This is a genomic window from Simplicispira sp. GW247-4R2A (assembly GCF_059424465.1).
The window spans coordinates 22112-43701 of record NZ_JBWKZM010000025.1; the positions used below are offsets into that span (position 1 = coordinate 22112).

Here is a 21590-nt window from a genome sequence, read left to right on the forward strand (position 1 = left end):
CTGGCTTTGCAGGCAGGCGGTTTGCTATATATTTTGTAGCTACTAGCGCTTATAGATAAAGCGCTAAAGGCCAATTTCTTACTTATTTCTTGGTGCTGCCGTCGCCCAGCTGCGCCAGCGCGGCGTTGCCACCCAGCGACAGCAGGCCCGCGTTGGCGTAGATGCCGAGCTTGGCACGCGTGTCCACGATGTCGAGGTTGCGCATGGTGAGCTGGCCGATGCGGTCTTGCGGCGAGAAAGGCGCGTCTTCCACCTTTTCCATCGACAGGCGCTCCGGGTGGTAGGTGAGGTTGGGACTCTCGGTGTTGAGCAGCGAGTAGTCGTTGCCCCGGCGCAGCTCCAGCGTCACGCTGCCGGTGACGGCGCGCGCAATCCAGCGCTGGGCACTCTCGCGCAGCATGATGGCCTGCGGGTCGAACCAGCGGCCCTGGTACAAGAGGCGCCCGAGCTTGAGGCCGTTCATGCGGTACTGCTCGATGGTGTCCTCGTTGTGGATGCCGGTCACCAGGCGTTCGTAGGCGATGTGCAGCAGCGCCAGGCCGGGGGCTTCGTAGATGCCGCGGCTCTTGGCTTCGATGATGCGGTTCTCGATCTGGTCGCTCATGCCCAGGCCGTGCCGGCCGCCGATGCGGTTGGCTTCCAGAATCAGCTCGACGGGGTCGTTGAACGCGACGCCGTTGAGCGCCACGGGCTGGCCTTCTTCAAACCGCACCGTGACTTCTTCCGCCTTGACGGCCACGTCTTCCTTCCAGAACGCCACGCCCATGATGGGGTTGACGATGCGAATGCCGCTGTTCAAAAACTCCAGGTCCTTGGCTTCGTGCGTGGCGCCCAGCATGTTGCTGTCGGTGCTGTAGGCCTTCTCGGCGCTCATCTTGTAGCCAAAGCCGTGCTGCGTCATGAAGGCCGACATTTCGGCGCGGCCGCCCAGTTCGTCAATGAACAGCTGGTCGAGCCAGGGCTTGTAGATCTTGAGCGAGGGGTTGGTGAGCAGGCCGTAGCGGTAGAAACGCTCGATGTCGTTGCCCTTGAAGGTGCTGCCGTCGCCCCAGATGTTGACGTCGTCTTCCTTCATGGCAGCCACCAGCATGGTGCCGGTGACGGCACGGCCCAGTGGCGTGGTGTTGAAGTAGGTCAGGCCGCCGGTGCTGATGTGGAACGCGCCGCATTGCAGCGCGGCGATGCCTTCATGGGCCAGTTGTGTGCGGCAGTCGATCAGGCGCGCCTTTTCGGCACCGTATTCCATGGCCTTGCGCGGAATGGCGTCGTAGTCGGCCTCGTCGGGCTGGCCCAGGTTGGCGGTGTAGGCGTAGGGCAGGGCGCCCTTCTGCTTCATCCACAGCAAAGCAGCGCTGGTGTCCAGGCCGCCGGAGAATGCGATACCGACCTTCTGGCCGAGAGGGAGGTGTTGGAGGATGGTGGCCATGGTTCAGCCGAAGTGGCAGATGTAGTGGTAGGCGCCTGTGACGCGGATGTCGAACTGGCTGTTGCCGGGCACGCTGAAACGTTCACCCGTGCCAGATGCCACCCAGGTGTCGCTGCCGGCGAGGCGGTACTCGCAGGAGCCGCCAACGCCTTCCATCGTTTCCGGCGCGCCGGTTTTGAAGGTCAGCGTTGCGGGCAGGATCACGCCCACCGATTTCTTTGTTCCATCAGGGAATGTGATGCCGTGGCTGACGCATTTGCCATCGAAATACACGCTGGCCTGGGTGGTGACGGACACGCCGTCGATTTTTTCGGTGGTCATGGTGGTGCAGAACGCTTTGGGGTGAGCTTGAGACGGGGAGATTTTAGGCCAGCCCTGTCTGCCTCATGGGGCCGCTGCTCGCGCGCACGGTAGGCCATGAAAAAAGGCCCCGAAGGGCCTGGCGGTCTGCCGCTTAGCGCCAATGGTGGCGCGGCGGTGGGTAGGGATAGTAGGGGCGTGGGCTCTCGTAGCCGTAATCAATGATCGTCACGCCAGGCGTTACCACAGGCTGCGGCGGCATGGGGGCCGTGGCATAGGGCGAGACGACCACCCCGCGCTCGCTGTAGCCGTTGTCGTCGTAGGGCTGGTCGTAACCTTGTTGCTGCGGTTGTACGCTCAGGGCGATATAGCGGCCCGGATCGGTTTGGGTGCGCGTGGTGTAGCGTTTGCCGGCGTATTCATAGACCACGTCGTAGCCTGCGGTGCGGTTTTCGTAGGACATTTGGGTGCTGCAGCGCTGCACGTTCTGGTACTCGGGCCGGCCATTGCCTTCGATCTGGTTGCCCAGCAGGGCCCCGCCAATCACGCCAATCGCCGTGGCAGCGGCGCGCCCGCTGCCTCCACCGATGGCGTTGCCGGCTGCGCCGCCAGCGATGGCGCCCAGCACCGCGCCGCCGCCGCTGGTTTGCGGCCCCGTGTACACCGTCTCGTTCCCGCACACTTGCCGCGGCACGGCGACCTGTTCAATGATGGGCGTGACCGACAGCACGCGACCGCGTTCCTGTGCGGCGGCCATGGCCGATGCACTGGCAATCAGCGAAAACAGCAAAATTTTCTTCATGGTGATCCCCTTTCAAAAGCGCCTATACAACGCGCCAAGGTGAAGGAAAGTTTATCCAGCGGCCATGAATGGCGATGGCGTGCGCCGTAAATCTGCGTAAAGAAGTGTGCGAAATCAGGCGCCCGGCGGGCTTTCGCTGCGCGGCTCCCAGTCTGTGGGGTCAAACCCCGTGGTGATGTCGCCGTTTGGCCATTCGACCACGGGCCTGCGGATGGCGCTGGGATGCGCCAGCAGCAGTACCTGCGCCTGTGTATCGCCCGTCACGGCTGCCTGTGCGGCGGGGGCCAACTGGCGCCAGGTGGTTCCCTTGCGGTTGACAAGCTTCTCGTGGCCCAGCGCCTGAAGCCAGCGCGCCAGCGCGTCTTGCGGCACGCCGGACTTCTTGAAGTCATGGAACTCGTAGGACACGCCCCGGCCAGACAGCCAGGCGCGTGCCTTGCGCACGGTGTCGCAGTTGGAGAGGCCGTAAAGCACAGGGTTTTTCATGCAGCCATCATGGCCCAAACCGCGACTCGGAGGACAATCGCGCCCCGTATGCCAGCAACCCCACCTCTTACCCTTCAGGATTGGCTCGCCCACTGCGAGCGCATCCATCCGCAGCAGATCGACCTGGGCCTGGAGCGCGTGCGCGCAGTGGCCGAGCGGCTCAATCTGCATTTTGATTGCCCCGTGATTACCGTTGCCGGGACCAATGGCAAGGGTTCGACCTGCGCCATGATCGAGGCCGTGGCGCTTCAGGCTGGCTACCGCACCGGTGTGTACACCTCGCCGCACCTGGTGCAGTTCGAAGAGCGCTGCCGCATTCATGGCGAAGCGGTAAGTGCTTCTGAGTTAATAGCAAACTTTGAAGCCGTAGAGAGCGCCAGAGGCCAAAATGGCCAAGAAATCTCGCTCAGCTACTTTGAATTCACAACGCTGGCCATCCTGCGCCTGATGAGTCTGGCCAAGCTGGATCTCGCCATTCTGGAAGTCGGCCTGGGCGGCCGGCTTGATGCGACGAACATCGTGGACGCCGATTGCGCGGTCATTACCAGCATTGACATCGACCACACCGAATACCTCGGGCCTGACCGTGAAAGCATCGGGCGTGAGAAGGCTGGCATCATGCGCACCGGCCGCCCGGCCATCGTCTGCGACCCGATGCCGCCGCAGAGCGTGGTGGACCATGCGCGCGAAATTGGTGCAGACCTCTGGCGTTTCGGCCATGATTTCAACTTTTCCGGTGACAAACAGCAATGGAACTGGGCTGGCCGGGGTCGCCGCTATGCCGGCATGGCCTATCCGTCACTGCGCGGCGCCAACCAGCTGGTCAACGCCTCAGGAGCACTGGCGGCGCTCGACGCGCTGCGCGATCGGATTCCAGTGACGGCGCAGGCCGTGCGCAATGGTCTGGGCATGGTCGAACTGGCTGGGCGTTTCCAGATCGTGCCCGGCGAGCCGACGCTGGTGCTTGACGTGGCCCACAACCCGCATGCTGTCGCTGCGCTCACGGCCAACCTGGATGCAATGCGCTTTCATCCGACGACACACGTCGTCTTCGGTGCGATGGCTGACAAAGACATCAAAGGCATGCTGGCGAGAATTGGCCTCTTGGTGGACCGCTGGTATTTCACCGATTTGCCCACTGCGCGTGCTGCCAGCGCCGCCGATCTCGCGCAACTCTGGGAAAGCCTGGCGGCCGGCCTGAGCAGACGAAAGGGCATCCCGGTGAGCTTGCACGCAACGCCCCAGGAGGCGCTTGATGCGGCGGTGGCCGCGGCGGGTGCCGCTGATAGAATCGCCGTTTTTGGCTCCTTCTACACGGTAGGCGGTGTCCTGGAGCATGGCACGCCCAAGTTGCAGGCCAAGCATCTTGGCTGGAGCACCAGCAAAAGCGGTGTAAGCAAGCCTTAGTTTTCTACCCATTCATGGCACTTTTCAAGATTCGCTGGCCCGGGCAACAAGCTGCAGAGGGCAAGCCTGCCAAGGTAGCACGGGCAGTGCGCGGCGAAACCGTAGAAGTCATGCGCCGGCGTGCCCGGCACCGCTTGATCGGTGCCGCCTTGCTGGTACTGCTCGGGGTGGTGGGTTTTCCGCTGATCTTTGACACCCAGCCGCGTCCCATTCCGGTCGACACCCGCATCGAAATCCCTGACCGCGACAAGGTAGCGCCCCTGGTGGTGCCTGCGGTGGTGGCACCCCCTGCGGCGAGCACCGAGGCTGCGCCTGTAGTGGCTGCGCGTGCGTCAGAACCCGTGGCCAAAGTCGCCAAGCCCGCTCCAGAGCATGCGGTTGTGCCTGCCCCTGTGCACAAGGATGCCAGCAAACCTGCCTTTACCGAGGCCAAGCCGCAGGCCGTCGCGAACAAGAGTGAGACCAGGAGTGCGGCCAAGAGCGAGTCCCGCAGCGAAGCCAGAACCGAGCCACCCGCAGTGGTCGTTCGTTCACCCGCGCCCCCAGTTGCGTCTGTCAACGAGGCCGATCGGGCGCGTGCACTGCTTGAAGGGCGTTCGGGCAAAGTGGCCGCCGCCACTCTGGCGGCAACGCCGACGGCTGCGGCTGGCGGCGATCGCTTTATCGTGCAAGTCGGCGCGTTTTCTGACGAAGCCAAGGCGCGCGAAGCGCGGCAAAAGCTAGAGCGGGCAGGCATCACGACCTATACGCAGGCGGTGCAGACCAAAGATGGAATGCGCACCCGTGTGCGTGTGGGACCGTTCCAGGGGCGTGAGCAAGCCGAGAAGGCTTCGGCAAAGATCAAGGCCCTTGGCTTGCCGGCTGCGATCCTCACCTTGTGAGCCGCGTGCCAGAAAAAATGCCCGACGCGTCTTCGCTGCAACTGGCTGCACTCGACTGGGTGCTGCTGGCGGTGGCGTTTGCCTCTTTATTGCTGGGTGCGTGGCGCGGGCTGGTATACGAAGTGCTTTCCCTTCTGGCTTGGGTGGCGGCGTTTTTGGTTGCCCAGTGGTTCGCAGCAGCGGCGGCGGCCCTTTTGCCTATGGGCGAGGCAGCTGAGCCGGTTCGTTATGCGGCGGGCTTCGTCCTTGTGTTTATCGCTACGCTGTTTGCGTGCAGCCTGGTGGCCTGGTTGGCAAAGAAGCTGATAGAAGCGGTTGGGCTGCGGCCGGTGGATCGGGTGTTGGGCGCCGTTTTTGGCGTGGTGCGCGCCGGGGTGCTGGTGCTGGTGCTGGGCGTAGTGGCGCAATTGACCCCCATAGGGTCTGCTGCCTGGTGGACCGGGTCGCTCAGCGGGCCGCGCATCGCGAGCGTGCTTCAGGGCTTGCGCCCTGCATTGCCCGAAAAATTCGGCTCCATGCTGCCGGCCTGAGTCATGGCCGTGGAATGCTATTTTTGAAGACTGGCATCGCCAGTCCCTTCGGTGCAATGCGGGTCATGGCCTGCGAATGGATGGAACCAGTATGTGTGGAATTGTGGGTGTGGTCAGTGGAGCGCCCGTCAACCAATTGATCTACGACGCGCTGCTGCTGCTCCAGCACCGGGGTCAGGATGCAGCGGGTATCGTGACGCAGGAGGAGCGCAAGTTCTTCATGCACAAAGCAAAAGGCATGGTGCGCGACGTGTTTCGCACACGCAACATGCGCGCGTTGCCCGGCAATTCGGGCCTGGGCCAGGTTCGGTATCCCACTGCAGGCAATGCCTTCAGCGAAGAGGAGGCTCAGCCGTTTTATGTCAACGCTCCCTTTGGCATCGTATTGGTGCACAACGGCAACCTGACCAACGCCACGGCCCTGCGAGCGGAGCTTTTTTCCACCGACCACCGCCACACGAATACCGATAGCGACTCCGAGGTCTTGCTCAACGTGTTCGCCCATGAGCTAGAGCGTGCGACGCGTGGCATACCCTTGCAACCCGACGATGTGTTCAAGGCGGTCCGGGCAGTGCACAAGCGCATTCGCGGCTCGTACGCGGTGATCGCCCTGATTGCGGGCCATGGCCTGGTAGCCTTTCGCGACCCCTATGGCATTCGACCGCTCGCGATGGGGCGCAGCCCGGACGGCGCCATCATGTTGGCCAGCGAGTCCGTCGCTATCGAGGGGACAGGACACCAATTCGAGCGCGACGTGGCGCCCGGCGAAGCGCTCTTCATTGATCTGGCTGGCAATGTGCATGCCCAGCAGTGCGCCGATGCGCCGCAGCACTTTCCTTGTGTGTTCGAGTACGTCTACCTTGCCCGTCCCGATTCAGTGCTCGACGGCATTTCGGTGTACCAGGCGCGGCTCAATCTGGGCGCTTCGCTGGCCACGCGGGTCGTCTCGACGGTGCCGCCCAGTGAAATTGATGTGATCATTCCAATTCCGGAGTCGAGCCGCCCAAGCGCGACGCAGCTCGCGCATCTGCTGGGGGTGCCGTACCGCGAAGGTTTTGTGAAAAATCGGTATGTGGGCCGAACTTTCATCATGCCGGGCCAGGAAGTGCGCAAGAAATCGGTGCGGCAAAAGCTCAATGTGATCGCCAGCGAGTTCAAGGGCCGCAATGTGCTGTTGGTGGACGACTCCATCGTACGTGGCACCACCAGCCGGGAAATCGTGCAAATGGCACGCGAAGCGGGGGCGCGCAAGGTGTACCTTGCCAGCGCGGCGCCACCGGTGCGCTATCCCAACGTGTATGGCATCGATATGCCCACCAGCGACGAGTTGGTGGCCCATGGTCGCACCGTTGAAGAAATTCGCGCACTGATCGGTTGCGATGCGCTGATCTACCAGGATGTAGACGCCATGAAAAAGGCCGTGGGTGAGGGCAACCCTGCTTTGTCGGGTTTCGATGCCTCCTGCTTCGACGGCATCTATGTGACGGGTGACATTGGGCCCGACGATATTGCGCGCCTCAATGCGGGTCGCAAGGGTGTTGGGGCCGAAGAGGAAGAAGACGCCTCGCGTCTGGCCCTGCCCAACGCAGCGGCCGCGTAATGCATTGTGTCCAATGAAAGAAAGAGTTTGATGACGGCATTCGATAGCACTGGCCTGCACCCTGACACCCTGGCGGTTCGCCAGGCCGTGCCGCGCAGCCAGTATGGCGAGCACTCCGAAGCGCTGTATCTGAGCAGCAGCTTTGTTCAGCCTGACGCCGAAACGGCGGCACGGCGCTTTGCCGGTGAGGAAGCAGGCTACACCTATACCCGTACGGCCAATCCCACAGTGACCAGTTTCGAGCAGCGGCTGGCGGCAATGGAGGGCACCGAGGCGGCCATCGCTACCGCCAGCGGCATGTCGGCCATCCTGCTGATGTGCTTGGCACTGCTCAAGGCGGGCGACCATGTGGTGTGCTCTCAGTCGATGTTCGGCTCAACCATGAAGCTCATCGCGGGTGAGTTCTCGCGTTTCGGCGTGCAATCGAGTTTTGTCCCGCAGACCAATGTGGCGGCTTGGCGCGCAGCGATACGACCGGAGACGCGGCTGCTGTTTGCTGAAACCCCGACCAACCCGCTGACCGAGCTGTGCGACATCCGCGCGCTGGCCGATTTGGCGCACGAAGCGGGCGTGCTGCTGGCGGTGGACAACTGTTTTGCTTCGCCAGCGCTGCAAAAACCAGCGGCACTGGGCGCAGACCTGGTCATTCATTCGGGCACCAAGTTCCTCGACGGCCAGGGCAGGGTGATGGCGGGCGCCGTGTGTGGCCCGCGCGCGCTCATCGAAGACAAGCTCGCACCTTTGATTCGCACGGCCGGCATGAACCTTTCGCCTTTTAACGCCTGGGTGGTGTTGAAGGGGTTGGAGACGCTCTCCATTCGCATGCAGGCGCAAGGCGCCAATGCGCTGGCGCTGGCGCAATGGCTGGAAGCGCACCCGTCGGTGCAGCGCACGTTCTATCCTGGTTTGGCTTCGCATCCGCAGCACGAACTCGCCATGCGCCAGCAATCGGGCCAGGGTGGCGCGGTGGTGTCGTTTGTGGTGGGCGGCAAGGATGCAGTTGCGGCGCGGGCCAGGGCCTTTCAGGTCATTGACAGCACCCGCATCTGCAGCATCACGGCCAACCTGGGCGATACCAAGACCACGATTACCCACCCGGCGAGCACCTCGCATGGCCGCCTGACCGATGCGCAGCGCGATGCTGCCGGCATCGGCCAGGGGCTCATCCGCCTCGCCGTTGGCCTGGAACATATTGACGATTTGAAGGCCGACCTCGCGCGCGGCCTGGACATGCTGAAATGAACGATTCACAAAATTCTGTTGCAGCACGGCGCGTGCGCACCCGCTTTGCACCGTCGCCGACGGGGTTCATTCATTTGGGAAATATCCGCTCGGCCCTCTACCCCTGGGCATTTGCACGCGCCACAGGTGGCGACTTCATCCTCCGTATCGAAGACACGGACGTCGAACGCTCGACACAGGCGGCCGTCGATGTGATTTTGGAAAGTCTTGACTGGTTGGGCATGCAGCCGGATGAAGGCCCGCTCTACCAGATGCAGCGCATGGATCGCTACCGCGAGGTGCTCGAGCAACTCAAGGCGGGTGGCCATGTCTACCCCTGCTACATGTCGATGCAAGAGCTCGACGCCCTGCGCGAGCAGCAGATGGCGAACAAGGAAAAACCGCGCTACAACGGCCTGTGGCGCCCTGAGCCGGGCAAGCAGTTGCCGCCCATCCCCGAAGGCGTGCAACCCGTGCTGCGTTTTCGCAACCCGCAGGGTGGGGTGGTCGCGTGGGACGACAAGGTCAAGGGCCGGATTGAAATCCGCAACGACGAGCTCGACGACCTGGTGATTGCCCGGCCTGACGGCACGCCCACCTACAACTTTTGCGTGGTGGTGGACGATATCGACATGGCCATCACGCACGTCATTCGCGGCGATGACCATGTGAACAATACCCCGCGCCAGATCAATATCTTCCTGGCCCTGGGTGCACAGCCTCCGGTGTATGCGCACCTACCGACCGTGCTCAATGAACAGGGTGAGAAGATGAGCAAGCGCCACGGTGCCAAGCCCGTGACGCAATACCGCGACGAAGGCTATCTGCCCGACGCCATGATCAATTACCTGGCGCGTCTGGGCTGGAGCCATGGCGACGATGAAATCTTCAGCCGCCAGCAATTTATCGAGTGGTTCAATCTGGACCATTTGGGGCGCAGCGCTGCGCAATTCGACGAAGCCAAGCTGCGCTGGGTGAATTCCCAGCACCTCAAGGCGATGGAGGACGGAGCACTGGCCCAATTGGTGGCGCCGCAACTGGCAAAGCGCGGGTTCGCCGCGTGTGATGCAACCCAACTGCGCGCCGTGTGTGCGTTGTTCAAGGACCGCTGTGACACCACCGTCGCGTTGACCGATTGGGCAGAGCGCCTGCTGGGCGAGAGCGTCCCTGAGGCGGCGCAGGAGCGCGCAGAGCATGTCACGGCAGCGGTGGTGCCGGCATTGGATACGCTGGCCAAGGCGCTTGCCGAATGCCCTTGGGAGCGGCCAGCCATTGCTGCGGCCATCAAGAAGACCCTCGCCGAGCATGGACTGAAAATGCCACAGCTCGCGATGCCGGTTCGTGTGCTGGTGGCAGGCACGGCGCACACGCCTTCGGTGGACGCCCTGCTTGAACTGATGGGGCGAGAAAAAGTTCTTGCTCGGCTCGGTAAGCGCTAAAAAAGCTGTCTATAATTCAAGGCTCAGGTGATTGCTGCAAAACATGTTTTGTGGCTGTCCAGGGGGGTATAGCTCAGCTGGGAGAGCGCTTGCATGGCATGCAAGAGGTCATCGGTTCGATCCCGTTTACCTCCACCAAAATTTGTCGGTTTGTTGGTATCGGTTAGTTCCAAGGTTTTGACCCCATCGTCTAGAGGCCTAGGACATCACCCTTTCACGGTGAGTACCGGGGTTCGAATCCCCGTGGGGTCGCCAAGTTGTAGCGCTTGGCTTGTTTGAATTTTGGTTCAGACAAGCGAAAGCTGCCTGCCAGGAGTGGTAGTTCAGTTGGTTAGAATACCGGCCTGTCACGCCGGGGGTCGCGGGTTCGAGTCCCGTCCACTCCGCCAGTTTGAAACCCTTGCAGGTCGCAGGATGTGCAAGGGTTTTTCTTTGACCTGAAGCCAGGGATGCAAGGAAGTTTGGGGGTATAGCTCAGCTGGGAGAGCGCTTGCATGGCATGCAAGAGGTCATCGGTTCGATCCCGTTTACCTCCACCAAAATTTGTCGGTTTGTTGGTAATCGGTTAGTTCCAAGGTTTTGACCCCATCGTCTAGAGGCCTAGGACATCACCCTTTCACGGTGAGTACCGGGGTTCGAATCCCCGTGGGGTCGCCAAGTTGTAGCGCTTGGCTTGTTTGAATTTTGGCTCAGACAAGCGAAAGCTGCCTGCCAGGAGTGGTAGTTCAGTTGGTTAGAATACCGGCCTGTCACGCCGGGGGTCGCGGGTTCGAGTCCCGTCCACTCCGCCAGTTTTTAAAAGCCGCCAGTTGCAAAATTGGCGGCTTTTTTGCTGCTCTGAACAGTTCCGCCTGCGAGTATGCTTGCAGTATGCCGCTTTTGATTGATTCGTTCTGGCGCGCCATGGCCTACTGTGCGCGGCCGCGCGTACTCTTTCTCTCGCTTTTTCCCCTGCTGCTTCTGGGCGCTGCGGCCTTGCTGCTGGGCTACTTCTATTGGGACGCAGCAGTGGCAGCCGTAGCCGTATGGATCAACTCCTCGGGCTTGATGGGAAGTTTCTGGAGTTGGCTGAGCGCCTGGGGGACGGGGAATCTGGCATCCATGGTGGCGCCCTTGATTTTGCTGGCCGTGGTGATGCCTGTGGTCGTGGTGCTGTCGCTTCTGGTGGTGGCTACCATGGTGACGCCTGCGTTGATCCGCTTGGTTGCACAGCGCCGTTTTCCGGAACTCGAGCGCAAACGCGGAGCTTCTTTTCTGCGGAGCATGGCTTGGTCGGTCTCATCAACGGCGCTGGCGCTCCTGGCGCTGTTTGCGTCCATGCCGCTGTGGTTGATTCCGCCACTGGTGCTGGTGCTGCCGCCGTTGGTCTGGGGATGGTTGACGTACCGTGTGATGGCATTTGACGCGCTGGCAGAGCATGCTGATCGCGAGGAGCGCATGTTGATCCTGCAACGCCATCGCCTTCCCTTGCTGCTAATCGGGTTGGTCAGTGGCTACCTGGGGGCCGCTCCGGCGATTGTCTGGGCGTCGGGGGTGGTGTTTGCGGCTGCGTTTGTTGTACTCATTCCGGTGGGCATCTGGATATACACCCTGGTGTTTGCGTTTTCGTCCTTGTGGTTTACCCATTACTGTCTGGCGGCGCTGAAGATCATCCGAGGCACTGGTGCACCTCCGAGGCCCGGTGCTGCAGAAATTCCCGTCTCCATTGCCTCTCAGCCATGATTCCCCACTTCGGCCTGATCGTCATTGGCGATGAAATTCTGTCCGGCAAGCGCATCGACAAGCATCTGAGCAAAGTCATCGAACTTCTCAGGGAGCGCGGCCTGGGCCTCTCGTGGTCTGAATATGTGGGAGACGATGCGCCGCGCATTACGGCCACGCTGCAGCGTGCGTTTGCGTCTGGTGATGTGGTCTTTTGCACCGGCGGCATTGGTGCCACGCCAGACGACCACACCCGCGACTGTGCGGCGCAGGCGCTCGGTGTGCCCACCGTATTGCACCCACAAGCGCGTGAACTTATTGAAGCGCGCATGCGCCAAATGGCCGTGGAGAAGGGGGAGCCGTATGAACCGGATCGCGCCGACAACCAGCAACGGCTGCAGATGGGCAAGTTCCCACAAGGAGCGTCCATCATCCCCAACCCCTACAACCAGATTCCAGGTTTTTTTTGTTCGCCGCACGGCTCGGCAGGAGCGGTATATTTCGTTCCAGGTTTTCCGGTCATGGCGTGGCCCATGCTCGCCTGGGTACTGGACACCTTTTATGGGCGCTATTTTCACCAAGCCGTGCGAACCGAGCGTTCCGTGGTGGTTTTTGACAGCCAGGAAGCGTTGCTCACGCCGTTGATGGAAGCCCTGGAGCGCTTGCACCCCGGCATTGCGGTGTTCAGTCTGCCCAGTGTGGACCATCCGGTCTACGGGCGCCATATTGAGCTGGGTGTCAAAGGTGAGGAGGCACTCGTGCCGCCCGCCTGGGACGCCTTGTTGGCCGGCTTGCACCAATTTGGCGCGAAACTTGGCCCCGAAATGGTGCGTCCTGGCTGATTGGGCGCAATCATGGCTCTTTGCACCAAATTGAAGCGGTGGGGCTGTCGCGAAGATGCTCTTCCTTTGTAGTGCAGCAACCCTGCGCTGGCACATAAACTGCTTTTCTTTTTGAAACCCTTTCTTAACCGCGATTTACCCAGGAGATTCGGATGGCCAAGACCGTTGCAGACGTGATGAAGATGGTGAAGGAGAATGAAGTCAAGTTTGTCGACTTCCGGTTTACGGACACCCGGGGCAAACAGCACCACACCACGGTTCCGGTGTCGCATTTCGACGAAGACAAGTTTGCTTCAGGGCATGCATTCGATGGTTCCTCCATTGCCGGCTGGAAGGGCATTGAGGCTTCGGATATGCAACTGATCCCCGATCCCAATTCGGCGAACATTGACCCGTTCTTCGAGGAAACCACCTTGATCATGACCTGCGACGTGATCGAGCCCAGCGATGGAAAGGCCTACGACCGCGATCCACGTTCGATTGCCAAGCGTGCCGAGGCCTATCTCAAGGCTTCTGGTTTGGGCGATACGGCTTTCTTCGGTCCCGAACCAGAATTTTTCATTTTTGACGGCGTGCGCTGGAGCAACGAGCCCGGCAACGTCAGCGTTGAAATTGAAGAATACGAAGCCCCCTGGAATACGGGAGCCAAGCTCGAAGGCGGCAACCGCGGACACCGCCCCACGGTCAAGGGCGGCTACTTTCCCGTCCCTCCCGTTGACAGCACGCACGACATGCGTGCCGAAATGGCTTTGATCCTCGAGTCCGTGGGCATTCCGGTTGAGGTGTTCCACCACGAAGTGGCAGGTGCCGGCCAGAACGAGATTGGCACACGCTTTAGCACTCTGGTGGAGCGGGCCGACTGGACACAGCTGCAAAAATACGTGGTCCACAACGTGGCCAATGCCTACGGCAAGACCGCCACCTTCATGCCCAAGCCTTATGCCGGCGACAACGGTTCAGGCATGCACGTGCACCAGTCCGTGTGGAAAGACGGGAAGAACCTGTTTGCGGGCGACGGCTACGCCGGCCTCTCCGACTTCGCGCTGTACTACATCGGCGGCATCATCAAGCACGCACGTGCCCTGAACGCCATCACGAATCCTGGCACGAACAGCTACAAGCGTCTGGTGCCGCACTTTGAGGCACCGGTGAAGCTGGCGTATTCGGCCAAGAACCGCTCCGCTTCCATCCGTATCCCCTACGTGGCCAACCCCAAGGGCCGCCGTGTGGAGGCGCGCTTCCCCGATCCACTGATGAACCCCTACCTGGGCTTTGCCGCTCTGCTGATGGCCGGTCTCGATGGTGTGGAGAACAAGATTCATCCGGGCGAAGCCGCCACCAAGGATCTCTACCATCTGCCGCCGGAAGAAGACAAGCTGGTGCCCACCGTGTGCCACAGCCTGGACCAGGCCCTCGAAGCGCTGGATGCCGACCGTGCTTTCCTGACCAAGGGCGGGGTCTTCAGCGATGCCATGCTGGACGCGTACATCGAGCTCAAGATGGGCGAAGTGACGCGCTTCCGCCAAGCCGTGCACCCCGTCGAGTTCGATATGTACTACTCGCTGTAAGCTGGTACAGCCAGACTGCAATGCACCCTGGGGCGGCTTCGGCCGCCTTTTTTTATGTTCGGCTGAACGGACGCGCGGATCGGCTATCCGTTGCGCAAGCGCTTCGATTTGGCTGCTTGGTTACGCTTCGTGCATTGAGGGTGGTCGGCGTTTTGGGCGATACTGCGGCGAGGGCTGCACCGTATGTGCAGCCGGATGCTTATGAAAAAACTCTTTTTCCTTTTATTTGCCTGTGGCGTCGGTGCTGGGGTGGCCCAGTCTCCGGTCTTGGCCCAGGACCGGATTTACCGCTGCGGCAACGAATACACCAATAATGCCAGCGTCGCCAAGGACCGCGGCTGCAAGGTGGTGGAGGGTGGCAATGTCACAGTGGTCCAAGGTACGCGTCCCGCAACTGGCTCGGGTGCCAAGGCAGCAAGCTCGCCACCTTCGGCACCGCGCGTGGATGCCAATGACCAGAAGGCACGCGACGCGGATGCGCGCGCCATATTGCAATCCGAGCTGAAGAAGGCTCAGGCGCGGTTGGCTGACGTCAAGCAGGAATACAACAATGGCTCGCCGCAGCGCAACGCGCTCGATTTGCGCAATACGCAGAAGTACATGGAGCGCACCGCTGACCTCAAGGCGCAGCTCGACCGCGCCGAAGCCGACGTAGCAGGGATTCAGCGCGAGATCGATCGCCTTCCTCCGGTGCGCTGACGCCGTGGTGCCGGAGCGTGCTTCCGCGCGCCGCAGTTCCAGGTCGTTTGCCGCGTTCGACTGGCTTTCGGTCCTGGTGGCGGTGCTGCAACCAGACGGCTCGGTGCAGTACGCCAATGCTGCGCTGGAACAGATGCTCGGGGTGTCGCGGCGCACGCTGGTGGGAAGCGACTTCAGCCAGTACTTTACCGATCCCTCACTGATTCAGTCGGCTGTGGCCGGCACGCACAGCCACGATTTCGCTGCCGTGCGTTTTGAAGCCGTGCTGCGGCGCCTGCACCAGGACGGGATTCCGGTGCACGTTAACTTGGGCGTGGGGGAATTGCGCGAACACTTGGTCGTCGAGCTGTGGCCGCTGGAGCAGCAGGTGCGCCAAGACCGCGAAGAGCGTCTGCTGGAGCAGTCGCAGGCCCATAAAGAGTTGATTCGAAACCTCGCTCACGAGATCAAGAACCCGCTGGGCGGCATTCGCGGTGCTGCCCAGTTGCTTGAGCTGGAGCTGCAAAGTCCGGAACTGGCCGAATATACCGATGTGATCGTCCACGAGGCCGACCGGCTCCAGACGCTGGTGGACCGCCTGCTGGCGCCGCACCGCCACCCGCACGAGGTGGGTGATGTCAACATCCACGAAGTGTGCGAACGGGTGCGTTCTCTCGTCCTGGTAGAGCACCCGCTGGGTTTGAAGGTGCTGCGTGATTACGATACGTCCATTCCCGAATTTCGCGGTGATCGCGCGCAGTTGATCCAGGCCGTCCTCAACATCGTGCAGAACGCTGCCCAGGCGCTGGCGCCGCGCATGGCGCAGGGTGACGCCTGCATCACCTTGCGCACCCGCGTGGCGCGCCAGATCACTTTTGGGCGGCAGCGCTACAAGCTGGCATTGGAATTGCATGTCATTGACAACGGGCCCGGCGTGCCCGATGCCATTCTGGACAGAATTTTCTATCCCCTGGTATCGGGCCGCGAGGGCGGTTCAGGGCTGGGGCTGACATTGGCGCAGACGTTTGTGCAGCAGCACCATGGTTTGGTCGAATGCGAGAGTGTCCCGGGACGAACGGATTTCCGCATTCTCCTGCCGCTGCCCTGAGGAACGAGTACCGCAACCCAGGAAATGCAACGCTTATGAAGCCGATCTGGATAGCAGACGATGACCCTTCGATCCGCTTCGTGCTTGAAAAGGCCTTGGCCCGCGAGGGCCTGAGCACGCGAAGCTTCAGCCATTCGCGCGAAGTGCTCGATGCGTTGGCCGCCATTGCGGCGGGGGACGACAGCGAGCCCGGTCCGCAGGTCCTGGTCAGCGATATCCGTATGCCGGGTGGCTCGGGTCTGCAACTGCTGGAGAAGGTGCATGCCTTGCATCCCGCTCTGCCCGTCCTCATCATGACGGCGTATTCGGATCTGGACAGCGCCGTTTCGGCCTTCCAGCGCGGCGCCTTCGAGTATTTGCCCAAGCCATTTGACCTTCCCAAGGCGGTGGAATTGATACGCCGCGCCGTACAAGAGAGCCAGCGCGAGGAGGTCGCGCAGGACAGCCCCGAGATCGCGCCCGAAATGCTGGGTCAGGCGCCCGCCATGCAGGATGTGTTTCGCGCTATCGGCCGCCTGAGCCAGAGCCTGGTGACGGTACTCATTACCGGCGAGTCGGGCTCCGGCAAGGAGCTGGTGGCGCGGGCGCTGCACAAGCATTCGCCCGTGGCACAGGGGCCTTTCGTTGCCATCAATACGGCTGCCATTCCGAAAGACCTGCTCGAATCCGAACTCTTTGGCCATGAGCGTGGCGCCTTCACCGGCGCGCAGACACAGCGGCGCGGGCGCTTCGAGCAGGCCGAAGGCGGCACGCTGTTTCTGGATGAAATCGGCGATATGCCCTTCGATTTGCAGACGCGTCTGCTGCGCGTGCTCTCGGATGGTCAGTTCTACCGCGTCGGCGGGCACAGCGCCGTCAAGGCCCATGTGCGCGTGGTGGCCGCGACGCACCAGAACCTGGAGCAGCGCGTCAAGGAAGGCGGCTTTCGCGAAGACCTGTTCCACCGGCTGAACGTGATTCGCCTGCGCCTGCCCGCGCTGCGCGAGCGCCGCGAGGACATTCCCATGCTGACGCGCCACTTCCTGCAGGTCAGCGCGCGCCAGTTGGGTGTGGATTCCAAACGCATTTCCGATGCCGCGCTGGCGCGCCTGGAGCAGTTCAGTTTTCCAGGCAACGTGCGCCAGTTGGAGAACGTCTGCCACTGGCTGACCGTGATGGCGCCGGCGCAGGTCATTTCGGTGCAGGATTTGCCGCCTGAAGTGCTGGAGGTTGCGGCGCTGCCTGCAAGCGGCGCTCTCAAGCCGGTTCTGGAACCCGCTTTGCAAGACCCGCAGGCTCCGAGCGACGAGGTGCTCGGCCAGGGGAGCGTTCCGGCAGGCCATGGTGCTTTCTTGGCGTCCGGGGCAGGAGCGCTCGGCGAACCCAGGCCGGGCTTCGCGGCGGCACCAGCGGCGGTCGGATCCAAAGCCGACTGGGAGCAGGGCCTCGCGAACGAAGTGCGCAGCTTGCTCGCCGCAGGTAGGCACGACGTCTGGGATTGCTTGTCGCAGCGATTCGAATCGTGCCTTATCAGCAGCACGCTCGACACCACGCATGGCAGGCGCATGGAGGCCGCACAGCGCCTGGGCATAGGCCGCAACACCATCACCCGGAAAATCCAGGACCTTGGCCTGGAGGCAAAAAATATATATGAAAATGGCCTCTAGCGCTTATTGGGTAAGCGCTTAAAGCTATCAATTTGATAATAATTTGAAACCGGTACGCGCCCCTTTTGCGCGCGTCCAAGCCCCATGTGCAGGTGCGCTGAGGGCGCACCCGGTGGCGGCCCAGCGGCTCCCAGAACGGCGCCGTTGATTCAGCCAAGGCGGTTTCATGTCCGAGCACGGCGATGCAAACCGCGACCTCACATGATTCGTGAGGACGGAGGCGGCACCATGGCCGGCGCCCTGCACCGTGGCTGGGCAGCGATGAAAATGGCGCTTTCCACCATGGACGAGAAGGCGGTGCTGTAGACGTGCGAACATGGCTGCAACCGCTTGATCACGGGCAACCCATGGCGCTGCGGCTAGCCGCAGCTGCCTGAGCCAGCCGGCCGCGTGCCGGCTTTTTTGCGCCTATGCCGCTGCTGGCAGCGGCGTGCCCAGGCTGCGCAGCAGGTCGCGCACCAATTGGGCGCGCGCCTGCACGTCGGGGAGTTCGCGCTCGATGCGCAGCTTCTCGTTGCCGGCAAGCCTGATGTGCCGGTTTTTCTGCACCAGATCAATGATTCGCATCGGGTCCACCGGGGCGCCTGGCCGGAAGCTCACGGTCGTGACGCCGGGTGCCGCGTCCACTTTGAGCACGCCATAGGGCGCGCTGAGAACCCGCAGACGGTGCACATCGAACAGCGTTTGCGCCTGGGCCGGTAGCTTGCCGAAACGGTCGACAAGCTCTTCCAGCAGGCTGTCGATCTGATCGCCCGTGCGCGCGGTGGCCAGCTTCTTGTAGAACGAGAGCCGCAGGTGCACATCGCCGCAGTAGTCGTCGGGCAGCAGGGCGGGGGCGTGCAGGTTGATGTCGGTGGTGACGTTGAGCGGCGCCAGCAGGTCGGGCTCCTTGCCCGCCTTCAAGCTGCGCACGGCCTCGCTCAGCATCTCGTTGTAGAGCTGAAAGCCGATCTCCATCATGTTGCCGCTCTGGTTGTCGCCCAGCACCTCGCCCGCGCCGCGAATCTCCAGGTCGTGCATGGCGAGGTAGAAGCCGCTGCCAAGCTCTTCCATGGCCTGAATGGCGTCGAGCCGCTGCTGCGCCTGTTTGGTCAGGCTCTCGACGTCGGGCACCATCAGGTAGGCATAGGCCTGGTGGTGGCTGCGGCCGACGCGCCCGCGCAGCTGGTGCAGTTGCGCCAGGCCGAACTTGTCGGCGCGGCTCATGACGATGGTGTTGGCGGTGGGCACGTCGATGCCGGTCTCAATGATGGTCGAGCACAGCAGCAGGTTGTAGCGCTGGGCAACAAAGTCGCGCATGACCTTTTCCAGCTCGCGCTCGTGCATCTGGCCGTGGGCGACAGCGATGCGCGCCTCGGGCAGTATTTCTTCGAGCTTTTGGCGCCGGTTCTCGATGGTCTCGACCTCGTTGTGCAGGAAGTACACCTGACCGCCGCGCTTCAATTCGCGCAGCACGGCTTCGCGAATGACGCCCGTGCCTTCGCTGCGCACAAAGGTCTTGATGGCCAGGCGCCGCTGCGGAGCGGTGGCAATCACCGAGAGGTCGCGCAGGCCTTCCAGCGCCATGCCCAGCGTGCGTGGGATGGGTGTGGCGGTGAGCGTCAGCACGTCCACCTCGGCGCGCAACTGCTTCATCTGCTCTTTGTGGCGCACGCCAAAGCGGTGCTCTTCGTCAATGATGAGCAGCCCCAGGTCATGAAACTTGGTCGATTCCGAGAGCAGTTTGTGCGTACCGACCACGATATCCACCGTGCCGTCGGCAATGCCCTTGAGCGCGGCGGTCACCTCCTTGCCCGAGCGAAAGCGCGAAACCTCAGCGACCTTCACCGGCCATTTGGAAAAGCGGTCCACCAGCGTCTGGTAATGCTGCTCGGCGAGCAAGGTGGTCGGCGCCAGAAAGGCCACCTGCTTGCCGCCTGTCACCGCGATGAAGGCCGCGCGCAAGGCCACTTCGGTCTTGCCAAAGCCGACATCGCCGCAGACCAGGCGGTCCATGGGGCGTGGGCTGATCATGTCCTGGATGACGGCGTGGATGGCGGCATTCTGGTCGGCCGTTTCCTCGAAGCCGAAGTCGCTCACAAACTGCTCGTAGTCTGGCGCGCTGTAGCGGAAGGCATGGCCTTCGCGTGCGGCGCGGCGGGCGTAGATGTTGAGCAGCTCGGCGGCGCTGTCGCGTACCTGCTCGGCCGCTTTGCGTTTGGCCTTTTCCCACTGGCCGCTGCCCAGTCGGTGCAGCGGCGCATCGTCGGGCGATACGCCGGAATAGCGGCTGATGAGCTGCAACTGGCTCACCGGTACGTAGAGCACGGCGTCCGCGGCGTATTCCAGGTGCAGGAACTCCTGCAACGCGGGCGTTCCGTCGGGGTTCTGGTTGCCCACGTCCATGTTCACGAGGCCACGGTAGCGTCCAATGCCATGTGCGCTGTGCACCACCGGGTCGCCCAGGCTCAGCTCGGAGAGGTCTTTGATGAGCGACTCGACATCGCTGACCTGTTCCTGCTTGCGCCGGCGCCGGGCGGTCGCTGGGGTGGAAAAGAGCTCGGTTTCGGTGACAAAGTCGATGCCGTGCTCGACCCAGGCAAAGCCCTCGGCCAGTGCGGCGGTGGCAATCCCCAAGACTTCGTTGTCGTGCTGTTCGAATTCTTCGAGCGAATCAAAGGCCGGCGGGTTGACACCGCCAGCGCGCAGAAAATCGAGCAGGCTCTCGCGCCGTCCGGCACTCTCGGCGAGCAGCAGCACCCGGTGCTGGCCTGCCTGCACGTGCGCCTGCAGGCGCGAGAGCGGCTCGGCTGCGCCGCGCACAACCGCGAGTTCCGGCAGGCGCTGGAACTGGGCGCTGGATTCGACGTCTTCCACGCCAGGGCGAATGGTCAGCTGGGCGTGTTCCTTGGCGTGTGTATAGAACTGGTCGGCGCTAAGAAACAGGGCTTCGGGTGGCAAGGCAGGGCGCTCGGAATCGCCTTGTACCAGGCGGTAGCGGTCGCGCGTGTCCTGCCAGAAGCGCTGAAATGCCGGCTCCAGGTCGCCGTGCAGCACGACAGTGGCTTTGTCGCCCAGGTAGTCGAATACGGTCGCCGTTTCGTCAAAAAACAGCGGCAGGTAGTACTCGATGCCGGCCGTGGCCACGCCCTGGCCGATGTCCTTGTAGACGCGGCTCTTGGTCGGGTCGCCCTCCAGCATTTCGCGCCAGCGGCTGCGAAAGCGCGCGCGTGCGTCGTCGTCCATGGGGAACTCGCGGCCGGGCAGCAGGCGCACCTCGGGTACCGGGTAGAGGCTGCGCTGGCTGTCCGGGTCGAACGCGCGCAGCGAATCGATCTGGTCGTCAAACAGATCGACCCGGTAGGGCACCGTCGAACCCATGGGGAACAGATCGATCAAGCCGCCACGCACGGCGTATTCGCCAGGGCTGACTACCTGGCCCACGTGGGCATAACCCGCCAGCGTCAATTGGGCGCGCAGCCTGGCGTCGTCGAGCTTTTGGCCGACCTTGAAGTGAAAGGTGTAGCCCGCCAGAAACGACGGGGGCGCCAGGCGGTAGAGCGCCGTGGTGGCCGGCACCAACACCACGTCGGCGCCGGTGTCGCGGTCGCGTTGGCTGATGCGCCAGAGCGTGGCCAGGCGCTCGCTGATGAGGTCCTGGTGGGGTGAGAAACTGTCGTAAGGCAGCGTTTCCCAGTCGGGGAACAAGGCGCAGCGCAATCCGGGCGCGAAGAACGCGATTTCATCGAGCAGGCGCCGGGCGTCGGACGCGTCGGCGGTGACGATGGCGGTGACACCGTGTTGGCTGCGCTCGCGCTCGGCAAGCTGCGCGAGCAGCAGCGCGTCGGCACTGCCAGGGGGGCGGGGCAAGGCGAAGCGCTTGCCGGGAGAGAGTTTGGGGAGTTGCATGCGCACAGGCGACAGAGAAGCGTGCCGGCGCCAGGATGGCGCCGGGCAGGCTGCCACCCGGTGCGGC

The 21590-nt window shown here is 62.5% G+C and carries 17 protein-coding genes and 6 tRNA genes; 18 read left to right on the forward strand and 5 right to left on the reverse strand.

Features of this window, described 5'->3' with window-relative positions; genetic code table 11:
* Positions 1-82 precede the first annotated feature (82 nt).
* The 4 genes from argG to AC07ZH_RS15770 all read right to left on the reverse strand — a co-directional run bounded on the left by argG (position 83) and on the right by AC07ZH_RS15770 (position 3014).
* Entirely contained in the window at positions 83-1426 is a 1344-nt protein-coding gene (gene argG, locus AC07ZH_RS15755; protein WP_119110533.1) for an argininosuccinate synthase, read from the reverse strand.
* A 3-nt stretch (positions 1427-1429) separates the two neighbouring features.
* On the reverse strand, positions 1430-1747 hold the full coding sequence (gene ppnP / locus AC07ZH_RS15760; RefSeq protein WP_119110532.1) for a pyrimidine/purine nucleoside phosphorylase: 318 nt from the start codon (positions 1745-1747) through the stop codon (positions 1430-1432).
* Positions 1748-1880: 133 nt separating this feature from the next.
* Entirely contained in the window at positions 1881-2528 is a 648-nt protein-coding gene (locus tag AC07ZH_RS15765; RefSeq protein WP_495200486.1) for a glycine zipper 2TM domain-containing protein, read from the reverse strand.
* Positions 2529-2642: 114 nt separating this feature from the next.
* Positions 2643-3014 (reverse strand): arsenate reductase, encoded by a 372-nt coding sequence (locus AC07ZH_RS15770; protein WP_495200487.1) that lies wholly within the window; start codon positions 3012-3014, stop codon positions 2643-2645.
* 48 nt (positions 3015-3062) lie between these two features.
* On the opposite strand from AC07ZH_RS15770, the gene folC reads away from it, so the two are divergent.
* The 18 genes from folC to ntrC all read left to right on the forward strand — a co-directional run bounded on the left by folC (position 3063) and on the right by ntrC (position 17635).
* Complete coding sequence (folC, locus tag AC07ZH_RS15775) at positions 3063-4421, forward strand: bifunctional tetrahydrofolate synthase/dihydrofolate synthase (RefSeq protein WP_495200488.1); 1359 nt, start codon at positions 3063-3065, stop codon at positions 4419-4421.
* A gap of 14 nt (positions 4422-4435) precedes the next feature.
* Positions 4436-5302: an SPOR domain-containing protein gene (locus AC07ZH_RS15780; RefSeq protein ID WP_495200489.1), complete on the forward strand. Its 867-nt coding sequence runs from the start codon at positions 4436-4438 to the stop codon at positions 5300-5302.
* Positions 5303-5343: 41 nt separating this feature from the next.
* Positions 5344-5832, forward strand: a complete 489-nt coding sequence (locus tag AC07ZH_RS15785; RefSeq protein ID WP_119110559.1) for a CvpA family protein — start codon at positions 5344-5346, stop codon at positions 5830-5832.
* 91 nt (positions 5833-5923) lie between these two features.
* Positions 5924-7432 carry an amidophosphoribosyltransferase gene (gene purF, locus AC07ZH_RS15790; protein WP_119110527.1) on the forward strand — a complete coding sequence of 503 codons (1509 nt, stop codon included), beginning with the start codon at positions 5924-5926 and terminating at the stop codon, positions 7430-7432.
* A gap of 30 nt (positions 7433-7462) precedes the next feature.
* Positions 7463-8674 carry an O-succinylhomoserine sulfhydrylase gene (locus tag AC07ZH_RS15795; protein WP_119110526.1) on the forward strand — a complete coding sequence of 404 codons (1212 nt, stop codon included), beginning with the start codon at positions 7463-7465 and terminating at the stop codon, positions 8672-8674.
* Positions 8671-10092, forward strand: coding sequence for a glutamate--tRNA ligase (gene gltX, locus AC07ZH_RS15800; RefSeq protein ID WP_495200490.1), 1422 nt, complete (start codon positions 8671-8673; stop codon positions 10090-10092). Before AC07ZH_RS15795 ends, gltX begins: the two co-directional genes overlap by 4 nt.
* A gap of 62 nt (positions 10093-10154) precedes the next feature.
* Positions 10155-10230 (forward strand) — tRNA-Ala (locus tag AC07ZH_RS15805).
* 41 nt (positions 10231-10271) lie between these two features.
* Positions 10272-10347: transfer RNA gene (locus AC07ZH_RS15810), tRNA-Glu, on the forward strand.
* A 57-nt stretch (positions 10348-10404) separates the two neighbouring features.
* Positions 10405-10481: transfer RNA gene (locus tag AC07ZH_RS15815), tRNA-Asp, on the forward strand.
* Between the two features lie 74 nt (positions 10482-10555).
* Positions 10556-10631 (forward strand) — tRNA-Ala (locus tag AC07ZH_RS15820).
* Between the two features lie 42 nt (positions 10632-10673).
* Positions 10674-10749 (forward strand) — tRNA-Glu (locus tag AC07ZH_RS15825).
* Between the two features lie 57 nt (positions 10750-10806).
* Positions 10807-10883: transfer RNA gene (locus AC07ZH_RS15830), tRNA-Asp, on the forward strand.
* 79 nt (positions 10884-10962) lie between these two features.
* Entirely contained in the window at positions 10963-11814 is an 852-nt protein-coding gene (locus AC07ZH_RS15835) for an EI24 domain-containing protein (RefSeq protein ID WP_495200491.1), read from the forward strand.
* Positions 11811-12635, forward strand: coding sequence for a competence/damage-inducible protein A (locus AC07ZH_RS15840; protein ID WP_495200492.1), 825 nt, complete (start codon positions 11811-11813; stop codon positions 12633-12635). Before AC07ZH_RS15835 ends, AC07ZH_RS15840 begins: the two co-directional genes overlap by 4 nt.
* Before the next feature lie 152 nt (positions 12636-12787).
* On the forward strand, positions 12788-14203 hold the full coding sequence (gene glnA, locus AC07ZH_RS15845; protein WP_119110519.1) for a type I glutamate--ammonia ligase: 1416 nt from the start codon (positions 12788-12790) through the stop codon (positions 14201-14203).
* A gap of 201 nt (positions 14204-14404) precedes the next feature.
* The gene (locus AC07ZH_RS15850) at positions 14405-14902 is read left to right on the forward strand and encodes a hypothetical protein (protein ID WP_119110518.1); all 498 of its coding nucleotides are present in this window, start codon (positions 14405-14407) and stop codon (positions 14900-14902) included.
* A gap of 4 nt (positions 14903-14906) precedes the next feature.
* The gene (gene glnL / locus AC07ZH_RS15855) at positions 14907-15989 is read left to right on the forward strand and encodes a nitrogen regulation protein NR(II) (RefSeq protein WP_495200493.1); all 1083 of its coding nucleotides are present in this window, start codon (positions 14907-14909) and stop codon (positions 15987-15989) included.
* 35 nt (positions 15990-16024) lie between these two features.
* Positions 16025-17635 (forward strand): nitrogen regulation protein NR(I), encoded by a 1611-nt coding sequence (gene ntrC, locus AC07ZH_RS15860; RefSeq protein WP_495200494.1) that lies wholly within the window; start codon positions 16025-16027, stop codon positions 17633-17635.
* A gap of 408 nt (positions 17636-18043) precedes the next feature.
* Here ntrC and mfd read toward each other — a convergent pair whose 3' ends face one another.
* Complete coding sequence (gene mfd, locus AC07ZH_RS15865) at positions 18044-21523, reverse strand: transcription-repair coupling factor (RefSeq protein ID WP_495200495.1); 3480 nt, start codon at positions 21521-21523, stop codon at positions 18044-18046.
* Positions 21524-21590 lie beyond the last annotated feature (67 nt).

Coding starts and splice junctions, on each gene's coding strand:
- argG (WP_119110533.1), bottom strand. CDS start 1,426: ATGGCCACCATCCTCCAACACCTCCCTCTCGGCCAGAAGGTCGGTATC.
- ppnP (WP_119110532.1), bottom strand. CDS start 1,747: ATGACCACCGAAAAAATCGACGGCGTGTCCGTCACCACCCAGGCCAGC.
- AC07ZH_RS15765 (WP_495200486.1), bottom strand. CDS start 2,528: ATGAAGAAAATTTTGCTGTTTTCGCTGATTGCCAGTGCATCGGCCATG.
- AC07ZH_RS15770 (WP_495200487.1), bottom strand. CDS start 3,014: ATGAAAAACCCTGTGCTTTACGGCCTCTCCAACTGCGACACCGTGCGC.
- folC (WP_495200488.1), top strand. CDS start 3,063: ATGCCAGCAACCCCACCTCTTACCCTTCAGGATTGGCTCGCCCACTGC.
- AC07ZH_RS15780 (WP_495200489.1), top strand. CDS start 4,436: ATGGCACTTTTCAAGATTCGCTGGCCCGGGCAACAAGCTGCAGAGGGC.
- purF (WP_119110527.1), top strand. CDS start 5,924: ATGTGTGGAATTGTGGGTGTGGTCAGTGGAGCGCCCGTCAACCAATTG.
- AC07ZH_RS15795 (WP_119110526.1), top strand. CDS start 7,463: ATGACGGCATTCGATAGCACTGGCCTGCACCCTGACACCCTGGCGGTT.
- gltX (WP_495200490.1), top strand. CDS start 8,671: ATGAACGATTCACAAAATTCTGTTGCAGCACGGCGCGTGCGCACCCGC.
- AC07ZH_RS15835 (WP_495200491.1), top strand. CDS start 10,963: ATGCCGCTTTTGATTGATTCGTTCTGGCGCGCCATGGCCTACTGTGCG.
- AC07ZH_RS15840 (WP_495200492.1), top strand. CDS start 11,811: ATGATTCCCCACTTCGGCCTGATCGTCATTGGCGATGAAATTCTGTCC.
- glnA (WP_119110519.1), top strand. CDS start 12,788: ATGGCCAAGACCGTTGCAGACGTGATGAAGATGGTGAAGGAGAATGAA.
- AC07ZH_RS15850 (WP_119110518.1), top strand. CDS start 14,405: ATGAAAAAACTCTTTTTCCTTTTATTTGCCTGTGGCGTCGGTGCTGGG.
- ntrC (WP_495200494.1), top strand. CDS start 16,025: ATGAAGCCGATCTGGATAGCAGACGATGACCCTTCGATCCGCTTCGTG.
- mfd (WP_495200495.1), bottom strand. CDS start 21,523: ATGCAACTCCCCAAACTCTCTCCCGGCAAGCGCTTCGCCTTGCCCCGC.